Origin of the sequence: Rhizobium sp. Root1212 (assembly GCF_001424985.1) — a bacterium.
GTDB lineage: Bacteria > Pseudomonadota > Alphaproteobacteria > Rhizobiales > Rhizobiaceae > Pararhizobium.
The window spans coordinates 784706-801649 of sequence record NZ_LMDA01000001.1; the positions used below are offsets into that span (position 1 = coordinate 784706).

At 62.0% G+C, this 16944-nt stretch carries 15 protein-coding genes and 1 pseudogene; 7 read left to right on the forward strand and 9 right to left on the reverse strand.

Going from position 1 to position 16944, the window contains the following annotated elements; translation table 11 throughout:
* The 5 genes from ASC86_RS03765 to ASC86_RS03785 all read right to left on the reverse strand — a co-directional run bounded on the left by ASC86_RS03765 (position 1) and on the right by ASC86_RS03785 (position 5614).
* The gene (locus ASC86_RS03765) at positions 1 to 999 is read right to left on the reverse strand and encodes an ABC transporter permease (RefSeq protein ID WP_056316224.1); all 999 of its coding nucleotides are present in this window, start codon (positions 997 to 999) and stop codon (positions 1 to 3) included.
* Complete coding sequence (locus ASC86_RS03770; RefSeq protein ID WP_056316227.1) at positions 999 to 1979, reverse strand: ABC transporter permease; 981 nt, start codon at positions 1977 to 1979, stop codon at positions 999 to 1001. The genes ASC86_RS03765 and ASC86_RS03770 overlap by 1 nt, the downstream gene beginning before the upstream one ends.
* Positions 1979 to 3472, reverse strand: a complete 1494-nt coding sequence (locus ASC86_RS03775; RefSeq protein ID WP_056316230.1) for a sugar ABC transporter ATP-binding protein — start codon at positions 3470 to 3472, stop codon at positions 1979 to 1981. The genes ASC86_RS03770 and ASC86_RS03775 overlap by 1 nt, the downstream gene beginning before the upstream one ends.
* 254 nt (positions 3473 to 3726) lie before the next feature.
* The gene (gene rhaS, locus ASC86_RS03780) at positions 3727 to 4716 is read right to left on the reverse strand and encodes a rhamnose ABC transporter substrate-binding protein (protein WP_056316232.1); all 990 of its coding nucleotides are present in this window, start codon (positions 4714 to 4716) and stop codon (positions 3727 to 3729) included.
* Positions 4717 to 4801: 85 nt separating this feature from the next.
* Positions 4802 to 5614: a DeoR/GlpR family DNA-binding transcription regulator gene (locus tag ASC86_RS03785; RefSeq protein WP_056316235.1), complete on the reverse strand. Its 813-nt coding sequence runs from the start codon at positions 5612 to 5614 to the stop codon at positions 4802 to 4804.
* 200 nt (positions 5615 to 5814) lie between these two features.
* On the opposite strand from ASC86_RS03785, the gene ASC86_RS03790 reads away from it, so the two are divergent.
* The 6 genes from ASC86_RS03790 (at position 5815) to ASC86_RS03815 (ending at position 10873) form a co-directional block, all read left to right on the forward strand.
* Positions 5815 to 7914 (forward strand): bifunctional rhamnulose-1-phosphate aldolase/short-chain dehydrogenase, encoded by a 2100-nt coding sequence (locus ASC86_RS03790; protein ID WP_056316237.1) that lies wholly within the window; start codon positions 5815 to 5817, stop codon positions 7912 to 7914.
* A 12-nt stretch (positions 7915 to 7926) separates the two neighbouring features.
* Positions 7927 to 9219, forward strand: a complete 1293-nt coding sequence (gene rhaI / locus ASC86_RS03795; protein ID WP_056316240.1) for an L-rhamnose catabolism isomerase — start codon at positions 7927 to 7929, stop codon at positions 9217 to 9219.
* A gap of 169 nt (positions 9220 to 9388) precedes the next feature.
* Positions 9389 to 9643, forward strand: coding sequence for a GlsB/YeaQ/YmgE family stress response membrane protein (locus tag ASC86_RS03800; protein WP_056316244.1), 255 nt, complete (start codon positions 9389 to 9391; stop codon positions 9641 to 9643).
* 16 nt (positions 9644 to 9659) lie between these two features.
* Complete coding sequence (locus ASC86_RS03805; RefSeq protein ID WP_056316247.1) at positions 9660 to 9848, forward strand: hypothetical protein; 189 nt, start codon at positions 9660 to 9662, stop codon at positions 9846 to 9848.
* 63 nt (positions 9849 to 9911) lie between these two features.
* On the forward strand, positions 9912 to 10373 hold the full coding sequence (locus ASC86_RS03810) for a YbaK/EbsC family protein (RefSeq protein WP_056316250.1): 462 nt from the start codon (positions 9912 to 9914) through the stop codon (positions 10371 to 10373).
* A gap of 110 nt (positions 10374 to 10483) precedes the next feature.
* Positions 10484 to 10873, forward strand: coding sequence for a DUF930 domain-containing protein (locus ASC86_RS03815; RefSeq protein ID WP_056316253.1), 390 nt, complete (start codon positions 10484 to 10486; stop codon positions 10871 to 10873).
* Between the two features lie 374 nt (positions 10874 to 11247).
* Here ASC86_RS03815 and ASC86_RS03820 read toward each other — a convergent pair.
* From ASC86_RS03820 to ASC86_RS03830, 3 genes and pseudogenes are all read right to left on the reverse strand, one after another.
* Positions 11248 to 14304: pseudogene (locus tag ASC86_RS03820) on the reverse strand (efflux RND transporter permease subunit); the annotation flags it as partial.
* 16 nt (positions 14305 to 14320) lie between these two features.
* The gene (locus tag ASC86_RS03825) at positions 14321 to 15475 is read right to left on the reverse strand and encodes an efflux RND transporter periplasmic adaptor subunit (protein ID WP_056316261.1); all 1155 of its coding nucleotides are present in this window, start codon (positions 15473 to 15475) and stop codon (positions 14321 to 14323) included.
* A gap of 56 nt (positions 15476 to 15531) precedes the next feature.
* On the reverse strand, positions 15532 to 16140 hold the full coding sequence (locus ASC86_RS03830; RefSeq protein WP_056316263.1) for a TetR family transcriptional regulator: 609 nt from the start codon (positions 16138 to 16140) through the stop codon (positions 15532 to 15534).
* A 142-nt stretch (positions 16141 to 16282) separates the two neighbouring features.
* Here ASC86_RS03830 and ASC86_RS03835 point away from each other — a divergent pair, with 142 nt between their 5' ends.
* A complete protein-coding gene (locus ASC86_RS03835) occupies positions 16283 to 16714 on the forward strand; it encodes an OsmC family protein (RefSeq protein WP_056316266.1) in 432 nt (143 codons plus the stop codon).
* 6 nt (positions 16715 to 16720) lie between these two features.
* Here ASC86_RS03835 and ASC86_RS03840 read toward each other — a convergent pair whose 3' ends face one another.
* On the reverse strand, positions 16721 to 16876 hold the full coding sequence (locus tag ASC86_RS03840; RefSeq protein WP_056318216.1) for a hypothetical protein: 156 nt from the start codon (positions 16874 to 16876) through the stop codon (positions 16721 to 16723).
* Positions 16877 to 16944 lie beyond the last annotated feature (68 nt).

Sequence of the window (16944 nt, forward strand, 5' to 3'; positions counted from 1 at the left end):
TCAGTGGGCCATGCGGCGGCGGGCGCGCTTCCACAGGATCGGCAGCGCAATGACCGAGATCAGCAGCACACCGATAAAGATCGACATGACGATGCCCGGCACGTTCAGGAGGCCAAAGCCGAAGGTGACCATGCCCATGATCAGCGCCGCCAGAACGACGCCCGGAATGGTGCCGGAGCCGCCGAGGATATTGACGCCGCCGAGCACGACCATCGTCACCACTTCAAGCTCCCAGCCGAGCGCGATCGACGGGCGTGTCGAGCCGAGGCGCGAGGTGAGGCAGATCGAGGCGATGCCGGCCATCAGGCCCGTCAGCAGGAACAGGATGAATTTCACCCGCCCGACGCGCACGCCGGAGAACAGCGATGCGGTCGGGTTGTTGCCGATGGCATAAACGGCGCGGCCGAAATTGGTCCAGTGCAGCAGCACGCCATAGATGACCGCGAAGGCGATGAAGAGGGCGAACTCGAAGGAGAAGACCCACCAGACATAGCCCTGACCGAACCAGGCGAAGCTCGCCGGATAATTGGTAAAAGCCTGGTCGCCGAGGATGATGAAGGAGAGGCCCCGGAACAGGCTCATCGTGCCGATGGTCACGACGATTGAGGGCAGGCCGAGGCCGGTGATGAGAGCGCCGTTGATCGCGCCGCAGGCAAGCCCGGTTGCGAGCCCGACCGCAACCAACGTCGGCGTATCGAAGCCCGCCTGCATGGCGAGGCCCATGGCGGTCGAGGACAAAGCGATGATCGAGGCGACCGACAGGTCGATCTCGCCGGCAATGATAACCAGCGCCATGGCGAAGGCGATCATCGCCTTTTCGGTGAAGTTGAAGGTCGCGTCCGACAGGTTCCACGGATCGAGGAAATAGGGCGAGGCGAAGGAATTGATCGTGAAAATCAAGACGGCGACGACGAGCAGCAGGCTTTCCCAGCTTTTCAGCAAGCGGCTGCTGCGGCCCTGAAGGCGATCGGGGATGATACGGGGAGATACGTCCGCCATCAGTGGGCCTCCGCTTTCTTCAGGATGACGCGGCCCTTGCGCTTTTCGGCGCGGGCATTGACGGCAACGGCGATGATGATGACCGTGCCGGAGATCGCCATCTGCGCGAAGGGCGAGATGTTGATGACCGGCAGCGCATTCTTGATGACGCCGAGAAACAGGGCGCCCAGCACCGCCCCCGGCACCGAACCGATGCCGCCGGCAATCGAAATGCCGCCGATGACGCAGGCCGCGATGATATCCAGCTCAAACCCATTGGCGATATCGACATAGGCGACCGCATAGCGCGACACCCAGAGATAACCGGAAAGCCCGGCCAGGGCGCCCGAGAGGCAATAGGCGGCAAAGCGGGTGCGGCCGACATCGATGCCGGTATAGACGGCCGCATGCGGATTGCCGCCGACGGCGTGGAAGGCGCGGCCGAGCGGGGTGCGCGTCATCACTATATATATAAGTGCGATCATCAGCACCGAGAGCCACGAGAGGACCGGCAGCCCCGCGAGCGTCGCGCGCGGCAGGGCCTTGAAGGCGTCGCTCATCTGGTGGGCGTTGATCCAGGCGCCGCCGCTCAAGAGGAAGATCGTGCCGCGATAGATGGTGAGCGTGCCCAGGGTCACGACGATCGGCGGTATCTCCAGCTTCCAGATCAGCAGGCCGTTGATCGAGCCGAGGAAAGCGCCGAGCAGAAGCGCCAGCAGCACCAGCGCTGGGACCGGCACGCCGGGCGCGACCGAATTGATCATGGCAACGACCATGCCGCAGAGCGCGAGGTTCGCCGCCATCGACAGGTCGATACAGCGGGTCATGATCACGGCCATCTGGCCGAGCGCCAGAATGATCAGGATCGAGGTGTCGTTATAGACGCGGGCAAGATTGGCCGGCTCGATGAAGGCAGGAAAGCGCAGGGTAATCAGCACCAAAAGGGCGGCGATGGCGACGACCAGCAGCAACTCGCGGTTTTTCATCAGGATCTTCATCATCAGGCCTCCACGATGCCGGCGGCGGCGCGTACCAGTTTTTCCGCCGTCAGGTCGTCGCGCTCGAAACGGCCGGCGATGCGGCCTTCGCGCATGACGATGACGCGGTCGGCCATGCCCATGATCTCGGGGATTTCGGAGGAGACCATGATGACGCTGAGGCCCTGGCTTGCCAGTTCGCTCATGAAGGCGTGCACCGCCGCCTTCGAGCCGATGTCGATGCCCTTGGTCGGCTCATCGAGGATGATCACCTTCGGCTTGGTCGCCAGCCACTTGGCGATCACCACCTTCTGCTGGTTGCCGCCGGAGAGCGTGCCGACATCCTGATCGAGCGACGCGGCGCGCAGGTCGAGGCGGGCGGTGTATTCCCGTGCCAGCGCAAACTCCTCGGCCATGCGCAGGAAGCCGGAGCGTGAGGTGCGGGTCAATGAGGGAAGCGTGACGTTCTGGAAGATCGGCAGGCCAATGATCGCGCCCTGCCGGCCGCGCTCTTCGGGCACATAGACGATGCCGGCCTCGATCGCCTCGGCCGGCGAGCGGATCACCAGCACCTCGCCATCGAGCTTCACCGCCCCGGCCGAGGGTTTGGTGATGCCGATCAGCGACTGCATGAATTCGGAGCGGCCGGCGCCGATCAGGCCGTAAAAGCCGAGGATTTCGCCGCGGCGCAGCTCGAAATTGATGTCCTCGAATTCGGTCGGGTGGCGATAGCCGGAAACCGTCAGCACCGGCTCTCCGATCGCCACCTCCGTCTTGGGGAAGACCTGGCCGACATCGCGGCCGACCATCATCTTGACGAGCCGGTCCTGATCGACCTCGGCCATCAGCCCCTCGCCCACCATGCGGCCATCGCGGAAGACGGTATAGCGGTCGGCGATGCGGAATATTTCGTCGAACTTGTGGCTGATGAACAGGATCGCCTTGCCATCGGCCTTCAGCCGGTCGATCAGGGCGTAGAGTTCGTGGATTTCCTTGTGAGACAGGGCAGCTGTCGGCTCGTCCATGATGACGACGCGGGCGTCGATAGAGAGTGCACGGGCAATCGCCACCAGATGCTTGCTGGCAATGCCGAGATCGCGCAGGCGGATAGCCGGATCGAGATCGGCACCGACGCGGGCAAGGAGTGCCCGCGCATCGCCGTTCATCTGCTTCCAGTCGATCAGGCCGAAGCGATTGCGCGGCGCATGGCCGAGGAAAATGTTTTCAGCAACCGACAGCTCGTCGAACAGCACGGTTTCCTGATGGATGGCGGTGACGCCGGCCTGGGCTGCGGCCTGTGCGGAGGCGAATGTCGTTTCCTCGCCTTCGACGCGGAGAGTGCCGCCATCGGGCTGGTAGATGCCGGTCAGGATCTTGACCAGCGTGGACTTGCCAGCGCCGTTTTCGCCGATCAGCGCCGTCACCGAGCCCGGATAGAGGGCAAGCGAGACATCAGAGAGCGCACGCACGCCGGGGAAGGATTTTGAGATGCCTTCCAGGGCGACGGCGGGCTTCATCAGCGATTTTGTCGTTTCCTGCAACAAGGGTGTCCACCGGTGGCGTGAATTGAAATAGCGTGCGGGGAGAGAATGCCCCTCACCCTCGCCCTCTCCCCGCACGCGGGGAGAGGGGACGATGGAGTTTGTCGCTCCTCCTTCCATCCGCACGGCCGGAAAAGGACGACAGAGGCCGCCGCATGTCCCTTCTCCCCGTTCACGGGGAGAAGGTGCCCGTCAGGGCGGATGAGGGGCTTTCTCAGCGTCTCGTCAGATCAGAAGATCTTTGCGAACTCTTCGACGTTAGAGGCATCATAGACGAACGGATCGGCCATCGCGCCTTCGTTGTTGTCGTCGAGCTTGACGGAACCCATGCGGCCCATCTTCAGCTCGGCGCCGGGCTTGGCTTCCGCGCCGCCGATCAGGTCATAGGCGATCATGGTTGCGGAGTAGCCGAGGTCGATCGGGTTCCAGATCGCGAAGGACTTGGACGAACCGGCCTTGACGTGGCCTGCCATTTCCGAGGGAAGGCCGAGACCGGTGACGTTGATCTGGCCGACCTTGCCGGCATCCTCGACAGCCTGCGCGGCCGCAACGATGCCGACCGACGTCGGCGCGATGATCGCCTTCAGGTTCGGGTAGGACTGAATGAGACCCTGGGTTTCGCGGTAGGACTTGTCGGCGAGGTCGTCACCATAGACGGTGGCGACGACATTGATGCCCTTGTAGTTGCCCTGCACCTTCTTCATTTCCTCGATCCAGACGTTCTGGTTCGTGGAGGTGGCGGTGGCCGAGAGAACGGCGACATCGCCGCCATCCGGCAGGTTGTCGGCGGCGAGCTTGATGATCATGTTGCCGATCAGCGGGCTGGACGACGGGTTGAGGTGCATCAGGCGGCCATCCTTGGCAACGCCGGAATCCCAGGAGATGACCTTGATGCCGCGGTCCATGGCCTTCTTCAGCGCCGGAACCAGCGCATCCGTGTCATTGGCCGAAACGGCGATGGCATCGACCTTCTGGGCGATCAGCGAGTTGATGACTTCGATCTGACCTTCGGCCGTCGTTGTCGTCGGGCCGGTGTAGATCACCTCGACATCGCCCAGTTCCTTGGCGGCTTCCTGTGCGCCCTTGTTGGCGGCTTCGAAGAAGCCGATACCGAGCGCCTTGACGACCAGGGCGATCTTCTTGTTTTCGGCGTGGGCCGCATTGGCCATGAGCGCCAGCGATACGGCTGCCGTCATCATCAGTGTCTTTGCGAGTTTCATTGCAGTCTCCTCCCTTGTGCCCGGCCGGTCCCGATGACCATGCCTATAGGCAAGTTCCCGTCTTCACTCCCCCTCCCCGCCGCCTTCAGGCGATCGAGGAAGCATTCGCTCTGGCGGCATCCGGTTTCGTCTCGGCCACCACCAGATTGACGCCGGCGTCCTCAAGCATCTTGGCGTGCCTGTCTTCGATGCCGGCATCGGTAATCACGGTCGAAATGCGCTTCAGCCCGCAGAGAATGAGGCTGGAGCGGCGATGGAATTTCGAGGAATCGACCAGCACGATCAGTTCGTCGGCCTGATCGATCAGCTTCTGCTCCGCCTGGATCAGCAGCGGGTCACCTTCCATCAGGCCGAGCGGACCCAACCCTTGAGCCCCCATGAACATGCGGCGCGCATAGAAATTGCGCGTCACGTCATTGTCGAAGGGGCTGAGGATGATGTTCTGCTCGCGGTAGATCGTGCCGCCGGAGAGTGTCACCGTGTTCTTCGAATGCTTCAGCAGATGCTCGGCGATGGGGAAGGAATTGGTGAACACCTGCATGCGGCGGTTCACCAGAAAATGCACCATCTGGAAGGTGGTCGTGCCGCCATTGATGATGATCGGCTCGCCATCCTGACAGAGCGCCACGGCCTCGCGGGCGATGGCCTGCTTCTGGCGGGCATGCAGGCCTTCATTGACGCTGAAGGGACGGCCGGCAAGTCCGACGAACTGCGGCGGGTTGAGCGCTTCGGCGCCACCGCGCACCCGGCGCAGCTTCTTCTGCACGTGGAGTGCTGCGATATCGCGTCGGATGGTGGCCTCGGAACTATCCGTCAACTCGACCAGCTCCGGCACCGTGACCACGGGCTTTTCCTGAACGGCGGACAGAATGATCCTGTGGCGCTCTTTTTCGTGCATTCGCTCCTCCTGTGAGCATCAATTTTCCATCACGACCGCGCATTGTCAATCACATACGATCATAAATTTTCATTGTGCAGCGCAATATGATCATTTTTGATCGTTTCTGATTGACATCGGCATTTCGATTATGTGATCTGATCACAATGAAAGGGTCCGGGCGAGAGCCATCGGGCCAATTTGATCGGGAGGAACTATCGATGCTCGACAAGCAACAGGGTGCGCGCCTGAGCAATCTCTGGGATGACGCGAAGGCTGCCGGGATGAGCGAGCCGGAACGGCTGCTGTATCGCTCCAATCTGCTGGGCTCCGACAAGCGCATCACCAATTACGGCGGCGGCAATACCTCTGCCAAGGTCATGGAAAAGGACCCGCTGGGCGGCGGCGAGGTCGAGGTTCTCTGGGTCAAGGGTTCGGGCGGCGATGTCGGCACGATCAAGCTCGACGGCTTTTCCACGCTTTACATGGACAAGCTCAATGCGCTGAAAAACCTCTATCGCGGCGTCGAGTTCGAGGATGAAATGGTTGGCTACCTGCCCCATTGCACCTTCAACCTCAATCCGCGCGCCGCTTCCATCGATACGCCGTTGCACGCCTATGTTCCGAAGAAGCATGTCGACCACATGCACCCCGACGCGATCATCGCGATTGCCGCCTCGCAGAACAGCCGCGAGCTGACGCAGCAGATTTTTGGCGACGATATCGGCTGGCTGCCCTGGAAGCGGCCGGGTTACGAGCTGGGTCTGTGGCTCGGAAAATTCTGCGCCGAAAACCCGAATGCGCGCGGCCTGATCCTTGAAAGCCACGGCCTGTTCACCTGGGGCGATACGGCCAAGGAAGCTTACGAAACCACCATCGAGATCATCAACAAGGCGATTGCCTGGTTCGAGACGGAAAACACCGCTCCCGCCTTCGGTGGCGCCGTCAAGCCGGTGCTCCCCTCCTCGGAACGCCGTACGGTCGTGCAAAAACTGATGCCGGTCATTCGCGGCATGATCAGTGCCGACGAGCGCAAGCTCGGGCATTTCGACGACAGCGAAGCCGTGCTGGATTTCGTGACATCGAAAAACCTTGAACCGCTGGCAGCGCTCGGCACCTCCTGCCCCGATCATTTCCTGCGCACGAAAATCCGCCCCTTGGTGATCGATTTCGATCCGGCCAATCCCGATATCGACAAGACGCTTGCCGGTCTCGAGGCCGCAATCGCCGAATACCGCGCCGGTTACGCCGCCTATTACGAGCGTTGCAAACGCGACAACAGCCCGGCGATGCGCGACCCGAACGCGGTCGTCTATCTCGTGCCCGGCGTCGGCATGATCACCTTTGCCAAGGACAAGGCAACGGCGCGGATTTCCGGCGAATTCTACGTCAATGCCATCAATGTTATGCGCGGCGCTTCGGGCGTTTCGACCTATGTCGGCCTGCCCGAGCAGGAAGCCTTCGACATCGAATACTGGCTCCTGGAAGAGGCCAAGCTGCAGCGCATGCCGAAGCCGAAGATGCTGGCCGGCAAGATCGCCCTCGTCACCGGCGGCGCCGGCGGCATCGGCAAGGCGACGGCCAACCGGCTGATGGCGGAGGGCGCCTGCGTCATCCTCGCCGATATCGACGAGCCGGCGCTGGCGGAGGCCTATGCCGAACTCGGCGGCCGCTACGGCAAGGATTTCGTCCGCATCGTGAACATGAACGTCACGGACGAAGCCGCGGTCGATAGAAGCTTTGCCAATGGCGTGATCGAATTCGGCGGGCTCGACATTCTCGTTTCCAATGCCGGGCTTGCCTCCTCCGCCGTAGTCGAGGACACGACCCTCGATCTCTGGAACAAGAACATCAACATCCTGACGACCGGCTATTTCCTCGTCTCCCGCGCCGCCTTCCGCATCTTCCGCAGCCAGAAGGCCGGCGGCAATGTCGTCTTCGTCGCCTCCAAGAACGGGCTTGCCGCCTCCCCCGGCGCGTCGGCCTACTGCACGGCGAAGGCCGCCGAAATTCATCTTGCCCGGTGCCTGGCGCTTGAAGGCGCATCCGCCCAGATCCGCGTCAACGTCGTCAACCCGGATGCCGTTCTGCGCGGCTCGAAAATCTGGAGCGGCGAGTGGAAGGAACAGCGCGCGGCGATCTACAACACCGACACCGAAGGCCTCGAAAAGCTCTATCGCGAGCGTTCGATGCTGAAGCTATCCGTCTTCCCGGAGGATATCGCAGAGGCGATCTACTTCCTGGCGTCGGATATGTCGGCCAAGTCTACCGGCAACATCATCAATGTCGATGCGGGCAATGCCCAGTCGTTCACGCGCTGATCGGAGACGGCCATGACCTTGATGATCGACAGGCAAGTCATCGACGCCGAAAACGCAGCGCGCGCTGAAGCTTTGACGCAGGATTACAAGAGCCTCGGCGAGCGGCTTGCCCGCCGCGGCGTCGATATCGATGCGGTAAAAGCGAAAGTCGCGGCTTACGGTGTTGCCGTTCCCTCCTGGGGCGTCGGCACCGGCGGCACACGTTTTGCCCGCTTCCCCGGTAAGGGCGAGCCGCGCAATATCTTCGACAAGATCGAGGATTGCTCGGTCATCCAGCAGCTGACGCGGGCGACACCGACCGTCTCGCTGCATATTCCGTGGGACAAGGTCAGCGACATCAGGGAGCTGAAGGAAAAGGGCACCGCTCTTGGCCTCGGCTTCGATGCGATGAACTCCAACACCTTCTCCGATGCGCCGGATCAGGCGCTCTCTTATAAATACGGCTCGCTCTCGCACGCGGATGCCGCGACCCGACAGCAGGCCGTCGATCACAACATCGAGTGTATCGAGATCGGCAAGGCGCTGGGCTCGAAAGCGTTGACGGTGTGGATCGGCGACGGCTCCAACTTCCCCGGCCAGAGCAATTTCACCAAGAGCTTCGAACGCTATCTCGACGCGATGAAGAAGGTGTACGCCGCCCTGCCCGAAGACTGGAAGGTGTTTACCGAACACAAGATGTTCGAGCCGGCTTTCTACTCAACCGTCGTGCAGGACTGGGGCACGAACTACCTGATCGCCCAGGAACTCGGCCCCAAGGCCTATTGCCTCGTCGATCTCGGCCACCACGCGCCAAACGTCAATATCGAGATGATCGTCGCCCGCCTGATTCAGTTCAAGAAGCTCGGCGGCTTCCACTTCAACGATTCCAAATACGGCGACGACGATCTCGATACGGGCTCCATCGACCCCTACCGGCTGTTCCTCGTCTTCAACGAACTGGTGGATGCCGAGACGCGGAAGGCTGAAGGCTTTGCGCCGATGCACATGCTCGACCAGAGCCACAATGTCACCGACCCGATTGAGAGCCTGATGAACTCGGCGACGGAAGTCTGCCGCGCCTATGCGCAGGCCCTGCTGGTCGACCGCACGGCGCTCGAAAGCTATCAGGACGGCAATGACGCGCTGATGGCGACGGAAACGCTGAAAGCCGCCTTCCGCACCGATGTCGAGCCGATCCTCGCCATGGCACGGCTGGAGAACGGCGGCGCAATCGCGCCGGTCGCCGCCTATCGCAGAAGCGGCTACCGCGCGAGGGTCGCAGTCGAGCGGCCGGAATCGAAAAGCGGTGGTGGCGGGATCGTCTGACGCTTCACCGAAAAATGGAACGGCCTCGCATGCGGGGCCGTCTTCGTTTCAAGACTGCGATTTTCTCTTCGAAAAGAAGAAAATGGCAGCAGCGCCGGCACTTTTCCCCCTGACGGTTTCCGATTCCCGCTCTATCTTCTTCTCGAGATACAACGGAAAGGAACCATCCATGGGTATCGAAAGCATTCTCGTTTTCCTGATCGTCGGCGCCATCGCCGGCTGGCTGGCCGGGCTCATCGTTTCCGGCGGCGGCTTCGGGCTGATCGGCAATATCGTCATCGGCATCATCGGTGCCGTGATTGCCGGCACGCTGTTTCCCTATCTCGGCGTTTCGCTCGGCAGCGGCATCGTCGCCGCCATCATCCACTCCACCATCGGCGCGGTGATCCTGCTCGCCCTGATCCGCATCGTCAAAACGGCATGAACCACAGCGAGGCATCATGACAGCAAACTTTGAACCCCGTATCGAACAGGCCCTGCAAGCCTTCGTCACCGATCATCCCGGCATGATGTCCCGCGAGCAGGCGATTGCCGCGATCCTCGAAAACTGGTTCACCAGCCACGGTTACCTGCCGAGCGATCAACATGGAATCCGGCCGGAAAACCTTGACGCTTCGAACGACGACTGAAAGGATCGGGCCGTTGCCGGGTCCCCGGCCGGCCCCTTCCATTCTACTGCAGTCATTCCCGCCATGAGCCTTTCTTCCGTCAAAGCCTTCTTCGCCGAACACGCCCCGGATATTTCGGTCATCGAACTCGAACAGAGCACGGCCACCGTCGCGCTGGCTGCTGCCGGCCATGGGGTCGCCCCCGAGCAGATCGCCAAGACGCTCGCCGTACGCCTCAATGACGAGGTGGTGCTGATCGTGACGCGCGGCGACGCCCGGCTCGACAACAAGAAATTCAAGGCGGCCTTTTCCGCCAAGCCGCGCATGCTGGGCCTCGACGAGGTGGAGGCGGAGACCGGCCATCCCGTCGGCGGCGTCTGCCCCTTCGGTCTCGTCAAGCCGCACCGTATCTATTGCGACAGCTCGCTGAAGGCCTTTGACGAGGTGGTGCCCGCGGCCGGCGCGATCCATGCGGCGGTGCGGATTTCGCCGGAACGCATGGCGGCGCTGACCAGCGCCGAATGGGTCGATGTCTGCGCCGCGTAGCTACATTGTGGCGCGACTTGCCTTTCTATGACCATAAAAACGGCTTTGGTGGGCAGGCGATTCGGCCCGCCCCGAAATCTCCCCACCATGATGATGGAGACCCCTGAAGAATGAAGAGACTTGTCTATCCGTTGTTTCTCGGCACGCTGCTCACAAACCCGGCCCTCGCCATGGATCAGTCGCTGGTGCGCCAGTTCAAGAAGCTCGATCCGCAGACCCGGCTGGAACAGCGTTGCGATACGGAAGCGATGGAGAGGATCAACAAGGACGATAGCGGCTTTCGTCCCGACAAGGTAATCGCCTACAGTTTCGGCGAACCGGTCTATGACACCAACCAGATCAAGGCGCCCGGCGCGGTGTTTCGCAGCAAGGGCGAGTGGTATCGGCTAAAATTCAAGTGTGTTACCGGGCCGGACCATATCGAGGTCCTGTCGCTCAAGTACAAGATCGGCGCGCAGGTGCCTCGCGAGCAATGGGACGGTCACTACCTCTATCCCTGAGGTGCGCCCGGCTCGACGAGTTCAGGCCCGCTTTACAAGGCGAACCACAGCACCATGGCCGTAAAGAGCGAAAGCCCGGCCATGATATTGATCAGCATCTTCATCATATAGTCAGCCACCACGGCCTCCCTCGATGCGGCAGGCACAGCCCGCCGCGGTATCGTCAGCCTATAACGATCGAGACGCGGGATTTGATCCGTCAGAGGCTGATTTGCCTCATTCTGCGCCACATTGATTAATCAAGCGTCACTGGAAATAGGCTTAAGAGGCCCGCAAGCGGGCCTCATTAGGGATTATTCCGCTGCGATTGCCGGGTGAAAAACCGCCTCGGGCTTTGCAGGCAGCGACGGCTCCTCAGTATCCTCCTCTACCACTTTCGGCTCGCGGCCGAAGAACAGAGCGTAAGCGGCGGGCAACACGAGGATAGTGAGGATCGTCGCCACCAGAATGCCGCCCATCATCGCATAGGCGAGCGGCCCCCAGAAGACGCCGCGCGAGATCGGGATCAGCGCCAGCACGGCCGTCAGGGCCGTCAGCATGATCGGGCGGAAACGGCGCACGGCGGCCCCGATGATCGCTTCCTGCCGGTGCATGCCGGCAGCGATATCCTGATCGATCTGGTCTATAAGGATGATCGAGTTTCGGATGATGATGCCGAGCAGCGCGATGACGCCGAGGATGGCGACGAAGCCGAAGGGGGCGCCGCTGATCAGCAGCGCCGCCGCCGCACCGATAATGCCGAGCGGGCCGGTCGCCAGCACCAGCATCGCCTTGCCGAAATGCTGGAGCTGAACCATCAGCAGGAGCACGATGACAAGCAGCATGATCGGCGCCTTGGCGGCGATCGAAGCCTGGCTTTCGGCGCTGTCTTCGGCGCCGCCCTGGATCTGGACGGCGTAGCCTGGGGCAAGCCCGTCGCGCAGGTACTTCAGCTCGTCATAGAGCTTCATCGTCACGTCGTTCGGCTGCACGCCGTCCGGCAGGGTTGCGCGGACAGTGATGGTCGGCAGGCGGTCGCGCCGCCATTCGATGCCCTGCTCCATGACAGGAACCACCTTGGCGATTTGCGACAGCGGAATGAAGCCGCCGAAATCGGTGGGGATGTAGACCGAGTTCACGGCGCTCAGCAATTCGCGGCTGTGGTCCGGCTCTCGGGCAACGATCGAGACCGTTTCCTCGCCGTCGCGGAAATCGCCGAGCGGCGCACCTGACATCGCCGCCTGCAGCATCTGGCGGACCCGCTGCGAGCTGACGCCGAGTGCACGGGCACGGTCCTGGTCGATCACCAGCTTCATCGCCGGCACCGGCTCCAGCCAGTCGTCGTGGATGGCACCGAGCATCGGGTTTTTGGCAAATCGCGCCTTCACCTCGTCGGCGATGCGGCGCACTTCAGCGCGATCCGGCCCCATGACGCGCATCTGTACCGGCCAGCCCGTGGGCGGGCCGAGGAACAGGCGGTCGACCTTGGCGCGGATCGAGGGGAAGTCTTCGGCCAGAATGGTCCTGAGCTTGACGATCAGCCGTTCGCGGGCCGGCTCGTCCTTGGCCATGACCAGAAGCTGGGCGAAGTTCGGATTGCGCAGCTGCTGGTCAAGAGGCAGGAAGAAGCGGGGGGCGCCCTCGCCGATATAGGTGGCGATGAAGCGCTTGTCCTCGTCATCCATCATGCGGGCTTCGAGCGCCTTGGCCTGGACTTCGACTTGCCTGATGCTGGTGCCTTCCGGCAGCCAGAGATCGACGAGGATTTCCGGCCGCGAGGATTGCGGGAAGAAATTCTTCGGAATGAACTGGAAGGCCCAGAGGCTGACGCCGAAGGTCAAGAGCGTCATGGCGATGACGACGATGCGATGGTTTACCGCCCAGCCGACCGTCGCGCGCAGGCGACGATAGAAGCGGGTGTCGAAGACGTCGTGATGACCGCCGGCATGGTGGCGCTGCTTCAGGATCATGTAGCCGAGCCACGGCGTGAAATAGACCGCGACGAACCACGAGACCACCAGCGCGATGCCCACGACGTAGAACAGCGAGCGTACATATTCGCCGGCCGTGGATTGGGCAAAGCCGACGGGGATAAAGCCGGCCGTGGTGATCAGCGTGCCTGTCAGCATCGGGAAGGCGGTGGAGGAATAGGCGAAACTCGCCGCCTCGATCTTGACGAGGCCTTCCTCCAGCTTGCGTTCCATCAGCTCGACGACGATCATCGCATCATCGACGAGCAGGCCGAGCGCGATGATCAGCGCGCCGAGGGAGATGCGCTGAAGGTCGATGCCGAGTTCGTACATGATGGCGAAGGTGGCCGCCAGAACGAGCGGGATGGCGATGGCGATGACGAGGCCGGAGCGCCAGCCGATCGACAGGAAGGACACGACGAGCACGATGATCAGCGCTTCCGCCAGCGCCCGCATGAATTCGCCGACGGCTTCGGTCACCACTTCCGGCTGGTTTGAAATCTGATCGACCTGAACGCCATAGGGCAGCGCGGATTCGAAGCGCTCATAGGTCGACTCGACGGCCTTGCCGACATCGACGACGTTGAAGCCCTTGGCCATGACGACGCCAAGCTGGACGCTGTCATGTCCGTTGAAGCGGTACTTGCGCGCGAACGGGTCTTCGAGCCCGGATGTCACCGAAGCGATATCGCCGAGGCGGGTCACCTGATCGCCGGAACGCAGGCGCAGCTCGCGGATATCCTCGACGCCACGCATGCCGCCCTCGACCGAGATGCGCACCGAGCGCTCGCCGGTATCGACGGAGCCCGCGGGATCGATGTTGTTCTGGCCGGCCAGCGTTTCCCTGATGTCGTTGAGGGTAAGCCCACGCTCGGCGAGCGCCTTCGACGACACGTCAATGAATATCTTTTCCGGCTGGTCGCCGATGATCACGGCCTTTTCGACGCCGGGCGTCGTCAAGAGCATGTCACGCGCCTGAATGGCGAACTTCTTCAATTCGGGGAAGCTGTAGCCGTCGCCGGAGATCGAATGCAGCGTGATGAAGGTATCGCCGAACTCGTCGTTAAAATAGGGGCCATAGAGCCCGGCGGGCAGCTCGGAGGAGATGTCGCCGACCTTCTTGCGCACCTGATAGAAGGCATCCGCCACATCGCGCGCATTCGTATCGCCCTTGACCTGCAGCGTGATGATGGCGCTGCCGGCGCGGGTGTAGGAGCGCACGAAATCGAGATGCGGGGTTTCCTGCAGCTTGCGCTCGATCTTGTTGACGACCTGGTCCTGCATCTCCTCGATGGAGGAGCCCGGCCATGCCACCTGAATGACCATGACGCGGAAGGTGAAATCCGGGTCCTCCTTCTGGCCCATGCGCATCAGCCCGAAGACCCCGGCGACGATGATCAGGCCAAAGAGGAAGCGTGCGATAGCGGGATGGCCGATCGCCCAGCGCGAGAGATTAAAGGAGCCTGTGCCGACGGTGCTCATGGGTTCACCTCCGCGATCAACGGACCTGGGGGATGGCATCGCCATCCGCCAAAGCCGATTGTTGGGGCTCCGAGCCCGAAGGCAGCTTGACCTTCAGATCCTCGCGCATGAACTGGGTTCCGGCGACGACGACGAGATCGCCGGGCTTCAGCCCGTCGGTGATGCGGGCATCCTTGTCGTTGAAATCGGCGACCTTCACCGGCCGGGCATGCACCGTCTCGTTCTGACGGTCGACCGTCCAGACCAGCGTGCCCTCGCCCTCTTTCGCCAAGGCACTCAACGGCACGGAAACCAAAGAAGGCCCGGTTTCCGCAGACGCTGCGACGGAAGCGGTCATGCCGAGCAGCACCCGCTCGTCATTCGGTAGGCTGACCCGCACGGCGAAAGTGCGCGAGCGCGGATCGGCGCTGCCGGCGACTTCCCTCACCTTGCCGGTGAGATTGAGGCCGGCATTCGACCAGATCGAGACATTCACGGTCTTGCCCGGCTTGAAGGCGAAGATATCGGTTTCCGGCACCGCGACCTGCACTTCCTTTTCGCCATCGACTGCCACCGTCACGACCGGCGTGCCGGTGGAAACGACCTGTCCGGCCTCCGCATTGACGGCAGTGACGATGCCGCTGCGATCGGCACGGAGTTCGCCATAGGCCACCTGATTGCGCGCCTGATCGAGCGTGGAAACCGCGGCATCGCGGGTCGAGACGGCCTGATTGTAGCTGAGCTGCGCCTGTTCGAGCTGGGATTTCGGCGCGACGTTCTTGTCGAACAGTTGCTGGGCGCGCTTCAGGGCAAGGTCGGCGGTCTCCACCTGCCGCTCGGCGGCCGCAAGGCTTGCCTCGGCGGAGCGGACCGACAGGATATAGTCGGTCCCATCGATGCGGGCCACGATTTCGCCGGGCGTGACGCGATCGCCGATATCGACCAGCCGCTCGGTGATCTTACCGCTCACGCGGAAACCCATGGCGATCTCGCTGCGGGCGCGCACGGCGCCGGAATAATTCAGCGTCCTCTGCGTCTGGCTTGCCGCGACCTCGACCACCTTTACCGGCCGCACGACCTCCTCCGCCGTTTCGGCCTTCTTTTCCGAGCAAGCGGAAAGGCCAAGTGCTGCTGCCACGAGCAGCGTGGAAAAAAGCGATGTCTTCAAAACTCGTCTAGCCGGCGAAACCATCTTCGCACTCCCGATACCGTATGAAATTTTTAAAAATGCGCGCCAGTGACCGGCGCTTATGCTTTCAAGGCCCTGATCGCGAATTCGACCAGGTCTTCGGGCTGCGCCCGGTTCGGCTTGGCCACGCATTGGGCCACCATCTGCGGATGGCAGAGCGCCAGCGTGCTCGCCCCGAAACACATGGCGGCGACCTTGACGTCCTGCTGCGGAAATTCTCCTGTCCCGATGCCATCGGCGATGATCTCGGCCACGACCGCGTTCATGCGGTCGATATGTTTTTCGATGACGTGCCAGTCCCGCTCGATGGCGACGATCACCATCTCGTGGACCTTCTCGTGATCCATCATCGTGTCGATACACATCTTGTACTGGTCGAGCGTATAGCGGCGCAGGCGGTCGCTGGCGCTCAGCGGCAAGGCGGCATTGGCGCGGGCGATATTGTAGCTGATCGCCAGCATGCGATTGCAGATCGCCTGATGGATTTCGACCTTCGAGGCGAAGAACCGATAGACGTTAGCGGGCGACATGCCGAGATCGCGGGCGATGTCGGCGACCGTCGTCTTGGTGTAGCCGTAGTGACGAAACAGACGCTCCGCCGCATCGAGGATACGGGTGATGTTTTCCTGCCGGACCGTATCGATTTCCGCTGTGGCTAGTTCTTCCATGAGATGACACCTGATGAGTGACGATTTTTGAATTTCGTCAGTAATAACTCGAAACTATGTTGCCGTCAATCGTGCCTGCCTTGCCAAGCGCGTCCGCCAAGCTCACAACGATGTTATCGAAGGATGAAGGGAGATGAGGAACATGGCCGACGACACGCGCGCAAGAATCCGGCCGACCGGCGCCACCGCCAGCCTCGGCCGGACCGGCTTTCCCCATATCGTCTCGGCGACGGGCGGCGAGATCGATATCGTCACCGGCGCGTCGCAGCCGGGTTTCAACCCGCTCGATCTGCTCTATGCGTCGCTGTCCGCTTGCCTTGCCATGAGCGCGCGCATCGCTGCCCACCAGTCGGGCCTGCTCGAACGGATCGAAGCCATCGCGGTCGAGGTTACCGGCAAAAAGGCCGAGCATGGCGCCTCCCGCATCGAAAGGCTGCAGGCGACCTTCACGATCACTGGCGATCTCGGCGCGACCGAACGGGCGCTGCTCATCCATCAGGCCGAAGAAATCTGCACCGTCAGCAACACGCTGAAAGCAAGCCCCGGCTTCGATCTCAGGATCGAAGAGGAATAACGGCGGCTATTTTTTGCCGCTCGTCGTCAGCACCTTGTGGCTTGCATCGTCGAGCGCGCTGCTCGCCTGCTGGCCGTCGCGTTTCAATCCGTAGGCCGTGTTGGAGCAGGCGGAAAGGGTGAGAAGAACGAGGCAGGCTAGGGCAAGGGTCGTTTTCATCATCTTGGCCTCCGGGGAAAACACCACCCGAAAAAACATGATGCAAGCGGCTGTAAAATCAATGGTGGAGA